This is a genomic window from Aquimarina sp. AWH4_224 (assembly GCF_056160245.1).
Genome location: NZ_JBSWWU010000006.1, coordinates 88731 through 107421, shown reverse-complemented (window position 1 = coordinate 107421; position 18691 = coordinate 88731). Strand labels below are relative to the sequence as shown.

Here is an 18691-nt window from a genome sequence, read left to right as displayed (position 1 = left end):
ATCTTAACTACAAACTCATCCCTAATGAAATCTCTTATACAAACATGTAAGTGGTTGCTATTGCTCTATGCTTCAGTGATACACTCTCAAGAATTGATCTTTCAAAAACAACAAGAAATAGTTGTTATAGATCCAATTACAGGAAAAATCAACCCAACCACAGCAAAAAACGAAGTAACGCCAGATATTCAACCTATGTTTTTGGATAATATCGCTTATGCGGTTACTCAGATAGCTCCAAATATACAGGTCACTAAAGCCTATGATTTTTTTCAAGGCCTTCAAAGTCCATTTGATTCAAACCAATGGGTATATATGGAACGTGAGCAAATCGGAGGTGCATTCAATTTGATCAAAATCAATCTTTTGCAGAAAGAGAAAAGTATCTTATTACATAAAAAGAATCCCGATCGAACAGAAATGGCCTTCAAACCGATTGCCTGGACTAACGATCCCAATAAGATCTATGTTGAGGGAATTTTTCTGGATTCCTCTGATGAGCATAATGGTATTTGGATATTAGATCTTTTATCCAATGAATTCGAAAAGTTGGACATACCATTTAATTACATGAAAACACCATTATTGTCTCCCGATAGAACTCAGTTTTATTTTTTGGGAACAATGGATAAGAAGATAGATGTATTACATGGACATGCTGATAAGATCATTTCTTATGATATAAAGTCTAAACAAACAAATACGCTGTTAGCAGCAAAAGGACAATATTTACAATTAATAGGTTGGAAACACCAGCTAAATCAAAAGAAGCACAAACAAAATCAGACAAAGTTTTCTAACCTAAGTTATTATTTACCATGGGATGCGGGAGTAGATTTATGTGTTTCTAGACATGGTACTCCAGGGCCGGTAGGTTCTCATACCCATGTTGGGAGATGCAACATATTTGGACCAGGAGGGCATCATTCGTATCCTGCTATTGATTTTGCAACATCTTTGTCTAGTGACCAAAATGTTCGGGCTGCTGCAAGTGGTGTGGTATCTTTTTCTGGCATTAGTGGTAGCCTTACTAGTGGATATGGTAGGTTAGTGATTATCCGTCATAGTGATGGTACAAGAACCTATTATGCACACAACAAGGTCAACTTAGTCAATCAAGGTCAAACCGTTAGCAGAGGTCAAGTAGTGGCAAAAGAAGGTACCACAGGTGGATCAACCGGAGATCATATTCATTTTGAATGGAGAGCTGCGGGAGGTAATGCTTCTACCACAGGTCGTTTTACAGGAATTGGACAACCAAGACAAGATTATCGTTATCGCTCTAACAACAGTACAGGAACCCCACCACCCCCTCCGCCTTCTGGAGATACTACTGCCCCTACTACTAGTATCAGTGCTAGTGGGGGGACTACGCAAGCTGGTGATTTTACGGCCAACTTTACAGATAATGATAATGTTGGAGTAACGAGAAGGTTTTATCAGGCTTTAGAGAAATATGGCGATAACTGGTATGCCAATCGAGGTAATGGATTCTTTAATGATAACTGTAATGTGTTGTATTCTGGCTATACGATTGGAGCGGGAAACTGGTCAATCAATAACAAACATCTTCGGCAATCCAACACAAGTTCTGATAACACTCAACTTAGCTCGTTTTTGTCTCAGAACTCAGGATTGCCCTATTTGTATGAGTTTGCCGCCAAAGTAGAATCAACCTCTGGTCCTCGTAAGTTTGGGATCCATATCATGGCAAGTGATGATAGTTTATCTCAACGGGGTAATTCTTACCTGATATGGTTTAGTGGCGAAGATAATAAGGTGCGTATTTACGAAACGGTGAATAATGTCCTTAATACCAGAGCTATTGGTGATGCGCCACAGGATAACAAATGGGCGAATTATAAAATTACCTATAGCCCAGCATTTGGAGTATTAGAAATCTTTAAGAACAATAGATCTTTGTTGAAATGGACAGATACTTCCCCGATCAAGAATGGTAGTTCTATTTCGTTAAGAACCAATAAAACGGTGGTAGAGTTTGATGATCTTAAGGTGTACAAATTCAGAGCTGGTAATAGTCAAGTGATTACCGCAGGAAGTGCAGTGACCAAGGATATGAGAAGGAGAAATGGTAAGGTGAAAAGTTTGGTAAGAGATGCTGCAGGAAACTGGTCCGCGCCAGGAAATCTAGATGTAACGATAAGTAGTTTGTCTAAGCAGAACAATACGATAATAGACGATACTTTTCTTACGAATACCGTAGTGATCTATCCCAATCCAACCGATGGAAAAGAACTACGAATGGATTACCATTCTTTATCCAAGAATACAGCATACATTTCTATTTATGATATGCTAGGAAGAAAACTGAAATCAACTCAAGATTTCTATAAAGGGATAAATGCCAGAAGTATGGACCTCAGCAATTTTATAGGCGATCTTCAAAAAGGACAATATATAATCAAAGTATCTATTGATCACATCACAAGTACAGTAAAAATTACAAAACAATAGAGTACAAAGGTATTTTCAATAAATGATCTAAGAAGGATACATTTTCAATACGGCATAATTTGAAAAGTAATAAGCTACCTCAGAATAATTAATCGAAACACAAATCCTATGAAAACATTCAAATTATTAGCAGTAATGCTATGCGCTTTAACCTGTGCTATTGGGTATTCGCAATCTTATTTAACCAATGTAAAACCAATTACTTCAGGAGGAGATTTTAGTACGCCAGTATGGTCTCCCAATGGACAAAAAATACTTTTTACGAATCATGAAAACAGTACTTTGTTTTTTGTCGATCTGAAAAAAAGGAATAAAGTAGAAAAAGTAAAAAGTGCTGAAGGTATTGGGTATTTAGCCAACTGGTCAGCAGATAGTAATAGTATCATATTTCGAGAAAAACCCGAAGGAGGAACTTTTTCTGACCTCAAGGTAAAGAGTATCAATCTGGCATCTAAAAAGGAAAAAGTATTGGCCGGAGTACATCCCGATAATACGAAAATAGTGACCCAAACAAAATCAGGTAACCATTTAGTAGTATATATTAATCAAGAGACTTTAAAACTGGAGGGAAAACAAGGAAAAGCTGGAAAACCCTGGGTAATTACCAAAGAAGAGGGACAATTTTATCATCCAATAGTTTCTCCAGATCAAAAATATGTGGTGGTTCATGAAGGCGCTAATATGTATAGCTACCCTATTTCAGGAAAAGGTCAAAGAAAAGATCTGGGGATAGGTTTGGCAAGTAGCTGGCTTCCAGATAGCAGCGGAATAGTCACTTTTGAAGATGAGAGTGAGGATGGACATGATGTTTCTGCTTCAGAACTCTTTTATATTTCTGCAAAATCTTCAAGAAAAATACAACTAACTGCTACGCCAAATACCATCGAAATGTGGGGAGATATATCTCCAGATGGAAAGAAAATAGCGTTTTCTGATGAAAAAACCGGAGCCATATTTATCGCTGATTTTAACCTAAATAAGTAAACCATGAATACATCTAAATATTTGAATCATACTATTGGCATTATGGTCTTGTTGGCGGTAATGCTATTTTCAGGAACTAGTAATGCTCAAGTCGTTGTTATTGACCCAGGGCATGGATATACCTCTACCGGAGCAGATCCCGATGGGAGGACAGATACAGAGCATGCTACAGCACTTGCTGTGGGATTAAAACTTCGTGCAAAACTGCAAAATGGTTGTGGCAATTGGACCGTAAGAATGACAAGAACGACCAGAAATGGTTGGGTGTCGGTTACGCAAAGAAGAGTAATGTCTAACAACTGGAGAGGTGATCGATTTATTAGTATCCATTGCAATGGCGGGGGAGGTACAGGAACTGAAACCTTTTGGTCCAGATCTAGTAATTCACCCAACGCAAGCAATAGTCGTTTTTCTAGAGAAATTCAGGATCAAATGGTTGCCGGAGGGCAATGGGTAGATCGCAGATCTTCTGAAGATCGCCCTTATTTGGGATTTACACTAGGAGTTTTGAATCAAAACAATGCAATAGGTATATTAAACGAAATTGGTTTTGTAGACTCTGCCGATAGAAATAAATTATTGAATGATACCTGGAGAGATCGATTTGCTGATGCTTATGTAACAGCATTAAAAAATAGTTTGGGGAACTGCTCCGGAGGAGGAACCCCACCACCCCCTCCGCCTTCTGGAGATACTACTGCCCCTACTACTAGTATCAGTGCTAGTGGGGGGACTACGCAAGCTGGTGATTTTACGGCCAACTTTACAGATAATGATAATGTTGGAGTAACGAGAAGGTTTTATCAGGCTTTAGAGAAATATGGCGATAACTGGTATGCTAATCAAGGTAATGGATTCTTTAATGATAACTGTAATGTGCTGTATTCTGGCTATACGATTGGAGCGGGAAACTGGTCAATCAATAACAAACATCTTCGGCAATCCAACACAAGTTCTGATAACACTCAACTTAGCTCGTTTTTGTCTCAGAACTCAGGATTGCCCTATTTGTATGAGTTTGCCGCCAAAGTAGAATCAACCTCTGGTCCTCGTAAGTTTGGGATCCATATCATGGCAAGTGATGGTAGTTTATCTCAACGGGGTAATTCTTACCTGATATGGTTTAGTGGCGAAGATAATAAGGTGCGTATTTACGAAACGGTGAATAATGTGCTTAATACCAGAGCTATTGGTGATGCGCCACAGGATAACAAATGGGCGAATTATAAAATTACCTATAGCCCAGCATTTGGAGTATTAGAAATCTTTAAGAACAATAGGTCTTTGTTGAAATGGACAGATACTTCCCCGATCAAAAATGGTAGTTCTATTTCGTTAAGAACCAATAAAACGGTGGTAGAGTTTGATGATCTTAAGGTGTACAAATTCAGAGCTGGTAATAGTCAAGTGATTACCGCAGGAAGTGCAGTGACCAAGGATATGAGAAGGAGAAATGGTAAGGTGAAAAGTTTGGTAAGAGATGCGGCAGGAAACTGGTCCGCACCAGGAAATCTAGATGTAACGATAAGTAGTTTGTCTAAGCAGAACAATACGATAATAGACGATACTTTTCTTACGAATACTGTAATGGTCTATCCTAACCCTACCGATGGTAAACAATTGATGCTGAACTACGATAGTGACAATACATCAAAAGCAACCATATCCTTATTTGATCTTGCAGGTAAACTAATACATCAAAAGTTGGATCAATCTGGTAAAGAGCCAGAAAGAAATATAGATATAAGTGATATGGTACATGAGATTCCCACAGGGACTTATTTCCTTAAAGTGAATAACGGGACTCAAATTAGTACTACTCGTATCATTAAGCAATAGTATTAAATAAACACTAGAACGAGAAAAACTTGTCAAAGCCCTATGTGATTAGGGTTTTGACTGGGTTTAGGCACTATTTTAAAATATACAAAAAAGAAAGGAGGCAGTAACCAAAAAATTAAACCAACTATAAACTTCACATAAAATAACACAAACTCGAAAATCTTATCAAATGAAAAAAAATCAATTTTTAATCATTGGTTTAGTTCTTATTGTATCATGTACAAAAGAAAAAGTGAATGAAACTATTCCTACTGAATCTGTGATAGAGGAAAATCAAAAACTACTCTCTATCACAGAGGTCAATACCTACATAGAAGAGCAATTGCAAGAAAAAGGAGATCTGCTCTGGTTTGAAGCACCAGCAAATGTATAATGGAGTGCGGTAAAACATGGTGATGGATATCTAAGTATCGGATATGGAAAGGAAGTAAATTTTTCCAATCAGAAATCACCTGAAATTAATAGGGTAAAGGAAAACATCTTTGCTGTTTTGAAAGCAAATGAAAATACAAGTAAATCCAACTTTGTAATAGAAGAGCAGGAGTTATTACAATCTGTCGAGGTTAAAGTTTCCAACCTGAAGACTATTGAGGCACTTCAAAAAATGGAAGGAGTAAGATATTTAGAACCCAATTCGTATACTTTCTTTTTAGAAAATGAGGCGAATGATGAAACTCAAAAGAACTTTGGTTGCGCCAGAGATGGAAGACCAGTTAATCCTAATGATTATAGAGTAACTACGCCCGATAGTTGGATTCCCTGGACTTTTGATGTGCATAATATTCCTCAGGCTTGGCAATATAGCACTGGTGCTGGGATTACGGTTGGAATTATCGATTCTGGTATTTCTGACAGTCAAAAGTTTTTAGGGAGTGACTTTAATGATGGTTTTTCAACAGGAAGAACGGTTGAGAAGTTGGGTACTTTTGATGGTTCTGTAGTGTGGATGATTGTGGTCATGGTACAGCTATGTCTGCTGCAATTGCAGGCCCAAGAAATGATGATGCAATGCCTGTTGGAGTAGCCTATAACTGTAATTTGGTGTCTTATAGAGGCACAGGGGATGTACTTTTAGAAAGTAGAAAAGAAAGAAGATCGGTTAGTAGGGCACTTGTAGAATTAGCAGATCGACCTGATGTAAAAATTATATCTATGTCTATTGGATGGGTGTGGACTGTAGGAAATATAAAAGATGCGGTAAAATATGCACATTCTAAAGGAAAGATGATTGTTGCTGCGGGTGGAACCTCTACTACCTTTACCAATTGGTATGCGGTAATATTTCCAGCTAGTATGAGAGAAACGGTAGCAGTCACAGGTATCAGAGAGAATGGGAAACGTTGTAATATATGTCATGATGGAAGAAAAATAGACTTTACTGTAATGATGCAAAGGGATAGCGATGGGGATAGAACAATGCCAGTTTTAGGATACAGATCAGATGTTAGAAATGTAGTAGGAGGATCCTCGATTGCAACAGCGACCACTGCAGGAATAGCAGCACTAGTATGGGCAACTAATCCAGATATGACAAGAGAACAGGTACTGGATAAAATGCAAAAAGCAGGTGAATATTATCCTAATCGTAGCAACAGATATGGTTTTGGTAAAATAGACGTTCTTAAAGCCGTACAGTAATTTTTAAAAACGAAAGAAAGCTTAATGGATGTATACAACATCTAAGGAATTTAGGTTTTCATCTTAGTTTACTCATTTAAGATGATTAATAAAAAGCGAGCATATATTCATGCTCGCTTTTTTCTTTTCATATCCTTTGCGAATAACTAGATACAAGGAGAGTTCCAGGGGAGTTCGCATAAACCTCCATTGAGCGGAGTAGGAATCCAGCTGGTACCTCCGCATCGATAACAATCTTCTTCGGTTTGTGGCCAGGCACCTCCGTGTATTGTTTTTTTCTGATTGCCGTCAAGTGTTTTTACTCCATCAAGATTTAAAATACGGTGTAACATAATATTAGGTTTTAAGATTTGAATAATAATTTACGTAAAAACTGGCTGTTTTGAGTATAATTAACGAAAAGTAACATTTTGATAACGAAACATTTAATACATATCCAATAAAAAAAGTGCCAGGCCCTAGGAACCTGACACTCGACATCAAACCAACCAAACCTAATCTTCTGTAAACGTATAGCTCGTTCTTACCACTTCTGTCAATCTGAAATAACCAAATGGATAATTATCGGGATTTGTTTCGTTAATACAATTTCCTCGTACCGCAACAGGAGTAGATTCAAAAAGACCAACACCTCCTATTTGAGAGATTAAAATTTTGATATAATCATAATACTGTCTGGATATTCCAAAAAATTCGATATCCACAGTATCTCCTGGTGCAAAGGGACCTTGGTTTTCCCCATCTTCATCATCATCTTCTAGTTCATACCACCAATCGATTTCATTTCCATTCACAAATTCGTCTTCAGCAACTTCTAATTCAGGCAGTAAGTCTCCTCTACGTTGAAACTTGAATAGATAATTGTTTTCTTCATCTACAGGATCCGTAAACACAAGATGAACTTCTAGAAGCTCCTCGTCGAACCCATCTTCTCTATCCTGAAAAACATTGGTAATATCAGGAACAGGTGTCATAGTTTCTGTGGCTGTAAAAACTTCACCATCATAGGCAATGCGGAGAGAATAAGATTGCCCTAAAACAGGCACAAAAGAATCTGTTGTATAGGTTCCATCATTCTGATCTGTAAAAACAAATTGTTCTTGAGTATTGGTGTTGGTTATTTCTACCGAAGCTCCTGTTACGGCTGTGTTAGTATTGGTATCAAAAAATGGAGTTGATTTACGTAATCGAATTGTTTGTTCGTTGCCAGAGGTTCCTTTCTCCCAATCGATAGAGGCTTCTATGACAAGTCGTTCAGGACCTTGTTGTACTTCTACATCAATAACATCTTCACAAGATGTGAATATGATGGCGATTGTTACTATAATAAGTTTAACTACTGTTTTCATGGCTTAAAATGTAAAGTTGTATGTTATAGAGGGAACAATACCAAAAATGGCGGTTCGGGTAGCTTCGTTAGCTCCAGTTTCCAGATTTTGTCCAAAAGAAATGGAGGCTGCATTTTTTCGATGGTATAAGTTGTAGACACTTAATACCCATTCTCCTTTAAACTTTTTGTTTTGATATTTTTTAGGCTTATAATTTAAAGAAACATCCATTCTATGGTAGGCTGGCAAGCGATCTGAATTTCTTGCTGCATAACTCGCAATAGATAGATCCTCATATTCATATTGACCGTTGGGATAGGTGACAGGTCTACCGGTTTGGAAGACCATATTGGCTCCAAAGCTCCATTGATCGTTGAATCGATACGAACCAGAAATAGAAATATCGTGAGTTCTGTCGAAAACCGCATTATACCATTCTCCGTTATTGATACCTGGTCCACCTGCAATTCCTCCAGGAGTACGTTGCTCTGATTTGGATAAGGTATAAGCGATCCATCCTTTAAAATTACCTTTGTTTTTGCGAAGCAATACTTCGAGACCGTAGGCACGCATTTCACCATTTAGAATTTCGGTTTCAATATTGTTTTGTCCAATGAGTTCGGATCCATCAATATAATCGATACGATTGTCTACCGTTTTATAATAGGTTTCTACTTCTAAAGAGTATTTTTTATCCAAAAAATTACGGAAGTATCCTATGGCGTATTGATTGGATAATTGAGGTTCGATAAATGGACCACTAGGTGTCCAAACATCCAATGGGGTAACCGATGAGGTATTAGACAATAAGTGAATATACTGTGCAGTTCTTGAGAAACCAGCTTTTATCGAAGAATTCTCATTTAATAAATACGCAAGAGATATCCTGGGCTCAAAGTTTCCAAAAGTTTTTATTGCGTCACTTTTGGAAAAAGTTTCTTCTCCAATTTCTTGGCCTCTTTCATAAATCCCCAGCGTTGGATTATACACTACAGGTTGATTATTGGCATATTGAGCTATAGGTTGTCCTCCTAATCTTGAAAACGTGCTATACCGTAGTCCTAGTTGTGTGCTTAAATTTTGGGTAATTTTATATTCTGCGTTGATATAGGCACCACCTTCGATGGCACGTTTTGGATCTAATGTCAATGGGTTAACCGGAGAAGTATCTGACGTGGTCTTAATTTGACCGGGATCAAAGTCATAATAAATTCCATTCACCCCAAAATCAAAAGTAAGTGCATCGCTCGAATAATACTTAACGTCGTATTTAAGGTTGTAATTCGTGATGGAAGAGATCCATTCAAATTGATCTTGAGAAAACCCTAAATCATAATCATACTTACTCCATATTGCCGACAGATTAGAAAATATTCTATCGTTAAAAATATGATTCCATCGTAAGTTTCCAGAGGTATTTCCATAACTGCTATCAAAGTTATTCCCAAGTTCGAATGCATCTCTACCAAAATACCCACTCAAAAATAATTTGTTGTTTTTGTTGATCTTGTAGTTTGTTTTAAGGTTGAGGTCATAAAAGGATACACTGTTGTCTTCTCCTGACGCTTTTAAGATCAAATCAATGTAAGATCTTCTTCCCGCCACCAAAAAGGAGCCGTTATCCCCAAAGAGAGGCCCTTCTACAGTTAGACGACTAGAGATAAGTCCAATTCCTCCGGTCAATCCAAAGTTTTTACTGTTCCCATCTTTTTGACGGATATCTAATACCGAAGATACCCTACCACCAAAACGTGCGGGGATACCACCTTTATAGAGTTTTACATCTTTGATGGCATCAGCATTAAAAACAGAGAAGAAACCGAACATATGCGAAGTATTGTAAATGATAGCTTCATCAAGCAACACCAAGTTTTGGTCTTGCGCACCTCCGCGAACATGAAATCCACCTGTACCTTCACCATTATTGGCAACTCCAGGTAGCATTTGTAGCGATTTCAAAATATCTACTTCACCCAGGACGACTGGCATTTGTTTGACGGTACCGATATTCATCTTGGCAACACTCATTTCAGGTTTACGAAGAATAGCACGTTCTACACCTTCGGCCTTAACAACAACTTCTTCAAGTTCTGAAGTTAATTGATCAATTTCTACATCATGTTTTACATCTTCAGTAAGATTGATATTGATGGTAACATCACTAAATCCCATATAGGAAATGGTAAGAACGTAAGAACCTTCGGGAGCAGTAATAGAATAAAATCCGTATTCGTTGGTAACACCGCCAATGTTAGTGCCGTTAAGGAATACTGTAGCTCCAAAAATACTTTCTCCATTGCTTTTGTCGGTAATAGTTCCACTAACGGTGTGATTGTTTTGTGCCATTGTTATGACGGAACTTAAAAAGAATAGCCACAGTAACCAGCGATTAGGTTGGGTAACTGAGGACAGTTGTGGTTGACTGTTCATTTTTTGATTTTTTATGGTTTATAAAATTTTCACACTAATGACAACCCAAAAAATAGAGAGTTGCATGAGCAAACTTTTTTTAAAAATTTTTATGCCTAGATGCAACCCTTTATTTTTTACCTTGTCTTTAGCAACATCAAGACATCAACCTAATACCTTTTGGAAACCGACATCCGCTTTACGCATAAGACCCTAGTCGAGCAATGCAAGGCCGGGAATAGCAGTTCTCAATTTGAGCTGTACGGGCTGTATGTGGATGCGATGTATAATGTTGGTATGCGTTTTTTGGGAAGTAAAGAAGAAGCAGAAGATATCGTACAAGATAGTTTTGTAGATGCTTTTAAAAACCTGAATAACTTTAAGTATGACAGTAGTTTTGGAGCTTGGTTAAAGCGAATTGTCATTAATAAGAGTATCAATAGATTAAAGGCGAAGAGGATTCCCGTTGTGCCTATGGATGCACATGAATATCATCTAGCGGATGAAGCACCTTTAGAAACAAACTCGGTAGATATTAAAAAGGTAAAATTAGGAATTGCCAAATTACCCGACGGCTACAGACAGATCATCAACCTATACTTAATAGAAGGATATGACCATGTGGAGATTGGAGAAATACTGAATATTTCGACCAGTACTTCCAAATCACAATATCACAGGGCAAAGAAAAAATTACTAGAAATTATAAGCGAAATGTGATGGATAATTTTGAAAAACATATACGAGAGAATGCTGCTCAATTTGACGAACATAAGGCTGATCGCGCAAAACTTTGGGCACAGATCTCAACTCAACTTCAGGAAAAGGAAAAAGAAACCAAGGTGATCCCACTTTGGAGATCATCTTTACTACATATCGCTGTGGTTATTGCTGTAATTGTTAGTGTGGCAGGTTTTGTTGGTCTGTCTATGTATAACAAGAATTCTGGAGAGGAACAATATGTTTCGAAAGAATTGTTAGAAATCAATATGCATTATAAGGATCTGGTAGCCTATCAGGTTGAGTTGGTAAAGAAAAACCCCAATCTTTCAGAAGAGGATAAAGCCGAGTTTTTGTCTTTTATGGATGAATTGGATACAGAATATGAAACCCTTCGTTTGGAAATGCAAAAGAACCTGGATAATGAGCGCGTGCTTGAAGCTGTGGTGGCTAACTACAAAAAACGTATAGAGCTTATTCAAAGATTATTGCAAAAGATAAACGATTCAAAAAAAATAGAAGATGATTATGGATACACGTTATAAATTGGTGCTCTTGATTGCTTGGGTATTATTTTCGATACCCATAGGCACCGCGCAAGAAAGAGTATCTAAAACTATAGAGAAGAGTTTTCCGCTTACTAATGACGGAGAATTACTGCTTGAAAATAAGTATGGAGATATTACCATGACTGGATGGGATCAAGACAAGGTGTCTGTAGTCATCACTATAAAAGTAAACCATAGAAAAAAAGAAAATGCAAAAGATTTATTGAGTCGAATACAACCACTCTTTAGGTCGGCAAGTGGATATGTTTCTATTACTTCAGAGATTACGAATAAGAATACAGGATGGTTTGCTGATTTTTTTAATCGTAATAACCCTATTGATCTTGATCGAAGTCATGTGAAAATTGATTATGAGGTTTTTTTACCCAAAAAAGCGAAACTTAAAGTAACCAATCGCTTTGGAGATGTTTTTATCGAAGATTGGAGTGGGGGGTTAACCGCAATCATAGAACATGGAGATCTTTGGGTAGGAGAGGATTTGAATAAAGCCGATATCGAATTGAAATTTGGAAAAGTAAGAGCGAATAATTTGAGTTATGCTAAGATCATGATTAAAAATGGTGAATTGGAAATGAAAGATGCTAAGAGCTTGCAGATCAAAAGTGATGGTACAGACATGAAAATCAATTCGATTACTTCTCTAGAGATTTATTCAAATAAAGATGATATTGTGTTGGAGGAGATAGGGTCTATTTATGGAGATTTAAAATTTACCACTATGGACTTAAATCGCTTAACTCAAGATGTGAATTTGATTATGAAAATAGCAGATTTTAGAATAAAGCATATCGCTAACCCCAAAGGAAAAATAGAAATAGAACAAGAATCTTCAGAAATCAATCTTAAAGTTTCAGGGTTTTCACATCGTTTTACGGCAAAATTAGAACAAGGTGTAGTGCGCTTGCCGAAATCTTTTGAGAACGTAAACTCTACGATGCTGAACAAGCTTAAAAAATTACGAGAGATCGATGCTACTTTTGGAAAGGAAAAGCAAGGACTGATATCCATTCAAGGATCAAAGGGTATTGTAACGATCAATGATTAAAAGATACTGGTTGTACTAACAAACAAAACTTCATTGTCAATAAAAATCAATTAAAACGAACAAAATGAACAATCAAAAATCGATTTTATTTTTACTATTAACCGCCTTTACTCTAGGAGGGTATGCACAGGTAGATGAAGGTAATTACATTACTTTTAATGACCGCAGGAATGTGGTGCATGGCGTATACTTGGGTCTTTCAATGGGTTATGGTGAAATTGAAGGGGAGGATACCTATGTTGCTGGTTTCAAGGTTGCTTATGTGGCCAATCAACAATTTGAAGTAGGTTTTTTGACCAAAGGCTTATATTCCAGGCAAAATATTTTTAACCCTAGAACACAAGATAATGATGATTTGTTTGCTGGGTATGCAGGGTTTCATTTAGAACCTATTTTTTTTGGTAAATCAAGGGTAAGTCTTTCTTTTCCCCTATTTATAGGAGGTGGTGCAGTAGGATATGTAGATCGGGATCTAGTTGAGAATGATGAGGATTTTGATGTGGATGATGATGATTTGGATGCAATATTTGTTTTAGAACCTGGAGTAAATGTGCTATTTAATATCTCCAGATATGCGCAAATAGAGGCAGGAATTAAATATCGGTTTTCGAGCAAAATAGAATTGGTGGACAGTCCTATAGATCGTATCAATGGTTTTACCAGCGAGATAGGAATAAAATTAGGAATATTCAATATGGGTAGAAATCGATACAAAAAACAGTTAGACTAATGAAAAGTAATTCAAAAGAGCAACGAGTACCTATTCATACGGTTAAGGTCTATACAGAAGATCAACAAGTATTTGCTCAAAACGGCAATCAAAACTGGCATCCTATTAATTTTAGTTGGATATCCCAGGAAAATGGTTTTTCGAGAGGAGTTCATTTTTGATAAAATAACGTATGCCTGTAAAAAAAGAAAAGCAAGCTCAAATCAAATGAGCTTGCCTTTTGTAATTCTAAAAAAGAAAAGAATCAGTTTATTCGCTTTTATCAGCCTCTGCTTCTTTTGCTTTTTCCTGATCTTCTTTTATCATTTTTTGATCCTCTTCAGTAATACGTTGGTGTTCTGCAGCCATGCTTTGGTGTTCTTTTTCCATTGCATTATGGGCTTCTTTCATAGCTTCGTGTTCTGCAGTCATTTGCTCCAAAGTAATTTCTCCGGCAGCATGTTTAGTCTCTAATTCTGCATGTTTAGCTATTAATGCCTGGTGTGCAGAAATAAGATTTTCATGTTTAGCTAACAATGACGTATGATTCTTTTCTGTCACCAAATGAAGAGAGTCATTTTCTATAGCTTTATGCGCATCCACCATTTCCTGGTGATCGTCTTTCATTGTAGCATGTTCTTTAGCCATAGTCTCGTGAGAAGCTTCCATTTTTGTATGTTCTTCTACCATTGCTTTATGTTCTGGTGTTTCTGCAGGATTTTGTTTACAAGAAGCTAATAAAAGTACTGCGGCAATTACTGTTAGTTTAGAAAGTGTTTTCATGATTTTGGTTAATTTATTTATTGTTCAAATCTATATAGAACTTGTTTTTTGTTAAATTATTCTAGTATTATCATTTCTTTAAGAAATATACGGGAATAGTTTAAATTTTTCATAAAATTATGAAGATAATAATACAATTTTTTTAAACTAACGCAATTACTCTTTTGGATGAAATCGTATTCGGTAATCAAAAAATCCGTAATTTCGGTTGTAGGAATCGGTTGAATTGTACATTATGGAAGTGAAGAAAACGAGAAACACGGAAAAGCAAAACCTTGTAAAAGATATTTTGTCGAAAACAGAACATACCATGTCTGCTGAGGATATTATGGCAGCCATGCCCATAAAAGTCAATAAAACCACCATCTACAGGATTTTGGATCGTTTTGCAGCCAAAGGAGAAGTACATTTTGTGACCGGTAAAAATGGAAAAGCTTATTATGCATTGTGCAATGGTTGTGGGGTGTCACACGATATTCATAATCACATACATTTTGAATGCCAAGAATGTGAGGAGGTGACCTGTTTGCCTAATAAACTTAGTATCCCAAACCTTGAAGGGTTTACTGTAAATGAAACACAGTTCTTGATCATAGGTGTTTGCAACAAATGTAAAGCATAAAAAAGTAAACCACCTGTTCTCCAACAGGTGGTTGTAACTACACATTCCCAATGTAAAATGAATAATGGAATATATCCTAATTATCTTACAGCAATGGGATAATTTTCTCCTCTATTACTTACAGAACCAGAAGTTCTTGGTCCGCTACCTCTTGCATGCATGATACCTGCAACGTGAGGTGAAGCCATAGAAGTACCACTTAGAGTAGCATACCCACCATTCAGATAAGTACTACGAACACTACTACCAGTAGCAATTACATCAATTGGATTCATGTTGTAGTTCGAGAAAGACGAAAACCCTCGATTACAAGTCATTGAAGCCACAGTGTATATATTTGTTCCATTTACGCATGCTGGTTGATAACTAGCAGCATTTGCACTACTGTTTCCAGCTGCGATTGCTACTAAAGTACCGCCATTTCCTAATGCTAATAAAGCACTACGATAAGAAGAATTACTAGAACATCCAGATCCAAAGAATCCTCCTAAACTTAAATTGGCAACATCTCCAGCGATATCATAACGTCCAACATGGTTGATACCAGAAAGTATAGTCGAAGTACTACTACCACCGCTACATCCAAATACACGAACAGGAACTACAGAAGCACCAGCAGAAACTCCTACTACACCAACATTATTGTTGATCGCAGCAGCAGTACCAGCTACATGAGTTCCGTGCCCATTACAATCGTTTGCAGAACCTCCTACAAAAGATCTGGCATAAGTAGAGTTGGTCACAACATTTAAATCTGGGTGATCCAAATCGATACCACTATCGATTACCCAAATCCATTGATCTTTTCCAGCTCCATTTGCGGCTCCCCCAGCTCTAGAAATTCCACATGGTGTTTGCTGAGGCATTTTTACTGCAGCATCACCTGTGATTGCTTCTTCTATCTCAAACTTTGGGAGTTGAACTACTCGGTCAAATTCGATCCCCAGAACATTAGGGTCTTTAGATAATTGTTTAAATTCACTATCGTTTAATTTTACAGCAATACCCGAAATTTTTGTAGTGTAATAATCGATTACCTTAGACTGATCCACATTGTTGTCTGTCAAAATCGTGTTGATTTGCTTCATAGAAACCTCAGAGATTTCTCTTACCGCCTTAGCTTTAGCATCTCTGCTTGTAAATGATGTTTTGGCTAGAATTTTTGACGCCGGCTTGATTTGGTCCGGATTAAAAACAACGATATACTGATCAGGAATAATGTTGCCTTCAAAGCTTGTAGTTTCTACTGCAGATTCAACAACTTCTTCGGTAACAGTGTCGTTTTGACACGAAGTGAGTGCCAGTGCCGAGAGCATAGCGCCCAAGGCAATTTTGCTAAAAGTTTTCATATAAGTTTAATTTGTGTTAGGACTCAAATGTATTAAATCAATCAAAAATATTCGTAGGGTAAAACCGTAGGGTAAGTGGCTGAAAATTAAAAAATAAGGTGTAATTTAGAAATTCTTAATTAATTTATTGCAACAATGTTGCTTTAGTAAAATTGGTAGGTTAGAAGTAATTTTTAGGAAAAATCCTTCAGGTTTTGAGACGTAGGAAACACTTATTTAATCTGTATCAAATTTTAACTAATATTAACATTTTTAACTAAAATTTAACTTAAAGTTAATGATTTTTCCATTTTCATCTCTTGTCAATTCGGTGGATTTGTTTAACCAGAGTATTTCTTTTTTTGAACAAAATAGAGAGAGGAAACTCTTAAAATTCCAATTATTATAAAAGTCTTAAGATTTGATTTTTGATTAATTGGTATATTTACCCAATGGACATGAATGATAAAAGACGGATGTATTCATATTGCTTTGTCTTAGCTTTTCTACTTCTTAGAATAGTTAATGTTCATGATCTGGTGCATTTTTCTGAAAATGATGACCAAACCCATTGCGAATTGTGTGATATGGTTGAGGTGTCTCATAAAATAACTCCTTTCTCTAGTCCTACTTTTTTTGAGTTGGAAAAAAAGGTTGAGATCAATTTTCAGGAACTTACGAATAGGTTTAACTATGAGACCTCTGGATATTTCATCACTTTACCAAGAGGCTTATACAATAAACCACCTCCTACAATTGTTTCCTAGGATTTATCTCTAAAAAATAAACCTATTTCAATGATATAGGTGATCTATGCTTCGTTATCACTGATCGTTGAGCTACCTCTTAGCTGCTGTGTACTTATTTACATAGATCGCTAAACTGCTAAAATGCTTTTAATATCTTAATTCAAAATACATGAATAAATTACCGGTTACCGTATTAAGTGGTTTCTTGGGAGCGGGTAAAACCACTTTACTGAATCATATTTTACATAATAAAGAAGGGCTCAAGGCTGCTGTCATTGTCAATGACATGAGTGAAGTTAATATTGATGCTCATCTGGTCGAAAATCAAAATACGCTATCTAGAACTGAAGAGAAATTGGTAGAAATGTCAAATGGTTGTATTTGCTGTACTTTACGAGAGGATCTTATGGTCGAAGTAGAGAAACTAGCCCTAGAAAATCGATTTGATTATCTAATCATAGAAAGTACGGGGATTTCCGAACCTATTCCAGTAGCTCAAACCTTTAGTTTTGAAAGTGAGGACGGAACCATCGACCTTAGTCGTTTCAGCTATGTGGATACTATGGTTACAGTAGTTGATGCCTTTAATTTCTTAAAAGATTTTTCAAGTCCTCAATATTTGGTAGATCGGGATTTAACCAATATAGAAGGAGATGATAGAACTATCGTTAATCTTTTGACCGATCAAATAGAATTTGCCAATGTGATTTTGTTGAATAAGGCAGATTTGGTAACCAAGGAAGAATTAAATAATGTACGTGATATTATTGCCAAGCTTAATCCTAAAGCTGAAATATTTTTCACAGAAAATTCTCAGATTCCATTAGACAAAGTGATTCATACCGGGCTCTTTGATTTTGAGGAAGCAGAGAACTCGGCAGGATGGATACGTGAATTAGAAAATGAACACATTCCTGAAACCGAAGAATATGGGATAGGATCATTTGTGTTTAGAAGTAAGAAACCATTTCATCCTGATCGATTTTTAGATTTTGCCAGAGATGGTTTTCCAAGCAATGTGATACGAAGTAAAGGATTGTTTTGGTTGGCGTCCAGATCAGATCAAGCACTGATATGGAGTTCTGCCGGAGGATCTTTAAAAACAGATCCTGCTGGAGTTTGGTGGGCCTCTATGCCTTTCAATGAGCGAATGAATTATCCGATGTTTTTACAGAATCAAGACATGATAGAATCGGAGTGGGATACGGTCTATGGAGATCGTAAAATTGAATTAGTTTTTATCGGTCAACACTTGAATGTAGATGAGATTACAGCTCAGCTAGAAAAATGTTTGCTTACCGATAAAGAGATCATTGCTTGGAAAAGCGGGCTATTTGGAAATACAGATAATTGGCCAATTAGTAGATACCAGGAAAATTCATTTTAGCACAAGCGGTTTTGGCTAGATTGAATTGTGCTGTAGTAATGCTGCTCTAATAACGGTTGAAGTAGAACACACTTGAGTGTTCTGAAGGATGAAATCTATTACT

General features: G+C 36.7%; 19 protein-coding genes. 14 read left to right on the top strand and 5 right to left on the bottom strand.

The window, feature by feature from the left end; genetic code table 11:
• The first annotated feature begins 24 nt into the window (after positions 1-24).
• From ACXAGJ_RS13055 to ACXAGJ_RS13030, 6 genes are all read left to right on the top strand, one after another.
• Complete coding sequence (locus ACXAGJ_RS13055; RefSeq protein WP_474840517.1) at positions 25-2475, top strand: peptidoglycan DD-metalloendopeptidase family protein; 2451 nt, start codon at positions 25-27, stop codon at positions 2473-2475.
• Between the two features lie 108 nt (positions 2476-2583).
• Positions 2584-3459 carry a TolB family protein gene (locus ACXAGJ_RS13050; protein WP_474840515.1) on the top strand — a complete coding sequence of 292 codons (876 nt, stop codon included), beginning with the start codon at positions 2584-2586 and terminating at the stop codon, positions 3457-3459.
• A 3-nt stretch (positions 3460-3462) separates the two neighbouring features.
• Positions 3463-5298, top strand: a complete 1836-nt coding sequence (locus tag ACXAGJ_RS13045) for an N-acetylmuramoyl-L-alanine amidase (RefSeq protein WP_474840513.1) — start codon at positions 3463-3465, stop codon at positions 5296-5298.
• 172 nt (positions 5299-5470) lie between these two features.
• The gene (locus tag ACXAGJ_RS13040) at positions 5471-5674 is read left to right on the top strand and encodes a hypothetical protein (RefSeq protein WP_474840511.1); all 204 of its coding nucleotides are present in this window, start codon (positions 5471-5473) and stop codon (positions 5672-5674) included.
• Between the two features lie 117 nt (positions 5675-5791).
• Entirely contained in the window at positions 5792-6325 is a 534-nt protein-coding gene (locus tag ACXAGJ_RS13035) for a hypothetical protein (RefSeq protein WP_474840509.1), read from the top strand.
• On the top strand, positions 6271-6939 hold the full coding sequence (locus ACXAGJ_RS13030) for a S8 family serine peptidase (protein WP_474840507.1): 669 nt from the start codon (positions 6271-6273) through the stop codon (positions 6937-6939). Before ACXAGJ_RS13035 ends, ACXAGJ_RS13030 begins: the two co-directional genes overlap by 55 nt.
• Before the next feature lie 146 nt (positions 6940-7085).
• Here the strand turns inward: ACXAGJ_RS13030 and ACXAGJ_RS13025 are convergent, their stop codons facing one another.
• From ACXAGJ_RS13025 to ACXAGJ_RS13015, 3 genes are all read right to left on the bottom strand, one after another.
• On the bottom strand, positions 7086-7271 hold the full coding sequence (locus ACXAGJ_RS13025; RefSeq protein WP_474840505.1) for a hypothetical protein: 186 nt from the start codon (positions 7269-7271) through the stop codon (positions 7086-7088).
• A gap of 162 nt (positions 7272-7433) precedes the next feature.
• Positions 7434-8288, bottom strand: a complete 855-nt coding sequence (locus ACXAGJ_RS13020) for a DUF4249 domain-containing protein (protein WP_474840503.1) — start codon at positions 8286-8288, stop codon at positions 7434-7436.
• Between the two features lie 3 nt (positions 8289-8291).
• Positions 8292-10613, bottom strand: a complete 2322-nt coding sequence (locus ACXAGJ_RS13015) for a TonB-dependent receptor (RefSeq protein WP_474840501.1) — start codon at positions 10611-10613, stop codon at positions 8292-8294.
• 243 nt (positions 10614-10856) lie between these two features.
• Between ACXAGJ_RS13015 and ACXAGJ_RS13010 the strand changes: the two genes are divergently transcribed.
• From ACXAGJ_RS13010 to ACXAGJ_RS12990, 5 genes are all read left to right on the top strand, one after another.
• Positions 10857-11396, top strand: a complete 540-nt coding sequence (locus ACXAGJ_RS13010; RefSeq protein ID WP_474840499.1) for an RNA polymerase sigma factor — start codon at positions 10857-10859, stop codon at positions 11394-11396.
• Positions 11396-11941 carry a hypothetical protein gene (locus ACXAGJ_RS13005; RefSeq protein WP_474840497.1) on the top strand — a complete coding sequence of 182 codons (546 nt, stop codon included), beginning with the start codon at positions 11396-11398 and terminating at the stop codon, positions 11939-11941. Before ACXAGJ_RS13010 ends, ACXAGJ_RS13005 begins: the two co-directional genes overlap by 1 nt.
• The gene (locus ACXAGJ_RS13000; protein ID WP_474840495.1) at positions 11925-13010 is read left to right on the top strand and encodes a hypothetical protein; all 1086 of its coding nucleotides are present in this window, start codon (positions 11925-11927) and stop codon (positions 13008-13010) included. Before ACXAGJ_RS13005 ends, ACXAGJ_RS13000 begins: the two co-directional genes overlap by 17 nt.
• A gap of 64 nt (positions 13011-13074) precedes the next feature.
• Positions 13075-13740, top strand: coding sequence for a hypothetical protein (locus tag ACXAGJ_RS12995; protein WP_474840494.1), 666 nt, complete (start codon positions 13075-13077; stop codon positions 13738-13740).
• Entirely contained in the window at positions 13740-13901 is a 162-nt protein-coding gene (locus tag ACXAGJ_RS12990) for a hypothetical protein (protein ID WP_474840492.1), read from the top strand. Before ACXAGJ_RS12995 ends, ACXAGJ_RS12990 begins: the two co-directional genes overlap by 1 nt.
• An 88-nt stretch (positions 13902-13989) precedes the next feature.
• Here the strand turns inward: ACXAGJ_RS12990 and ACXAGJ_RS12985 are convergent, their stop codons facing one another.
• Positions 13990-14502, bottom strand: coding sequence for a hypothetical protein (locus tag ACXAGJ_RS12985; protein ID WP_474840490.1), 513 nt, complete (start codon positions 14500-14502; stop codon positions 13990-13992).
• Between the two features lie 235 nt (positions 14503-14737).
• On the opposite strand from ACXAGJ_RS12985, the gene ACXAGJ_RS12980 reads away from it, so the two are divergent.
• Positions 14738-15124: a Fur family transcriptional regulator gene (locus ACXAGJ_RS12980; protein WP_474840488.1), complete on the top strand. Its 387-nt coding sequence runs from the start codon at positions 14738-14740 to the stop codon at positions 15122-15124.
• A gap of 80 nt (positions 15125-15204) precedes the next feature.
• Here the strand turns inward: ACXAGJ_RS12980 and ACXAGJ_RS12975 are convergent, their stop codons facing one another.
• Positions 15205-16473 carry a S8 family serine peptidase gene (locus ACXAGJ_RS12975; RefSeq protein ID WP_474840486.1) on the bottom strand — a complete coding sequence of 423 codons (1269 nt, stop codon included), beginning with the start codon at positions 16471-16473 and terminating at the stop codon, positions 15205-15207.
• Positions 16474-16910: 437 nt separating this feature from the next.
• Here ACXAGJ_RS12975 and ACXAGJ_RS12970 point away from each other — a divergent pair, with 437 nt between their 5' ends.
• Complete coding sequence (locus ACXAGJ_RS12970; protein ID WP_474840484.1) at positions 16911-17219, top strand: hypothetical protein; 309 nt, start codon at positions 16911-16913, stop codon at positions 17217-17219.
• Positions 17220-17370: 151 nt separating this feature from the next.
• Positions 17371-18588, top strand: coding sequence for a GTP-binding protein (locus ACXAGJ_RS12965; protein ID WP_474840482.1), 1218 nt, complete (start codon positions 17371-17373; stop codon positions 18586-18588).
• The last annotated feature ends 103 nt before the right edge of the window (positions 18589-18691 follow it).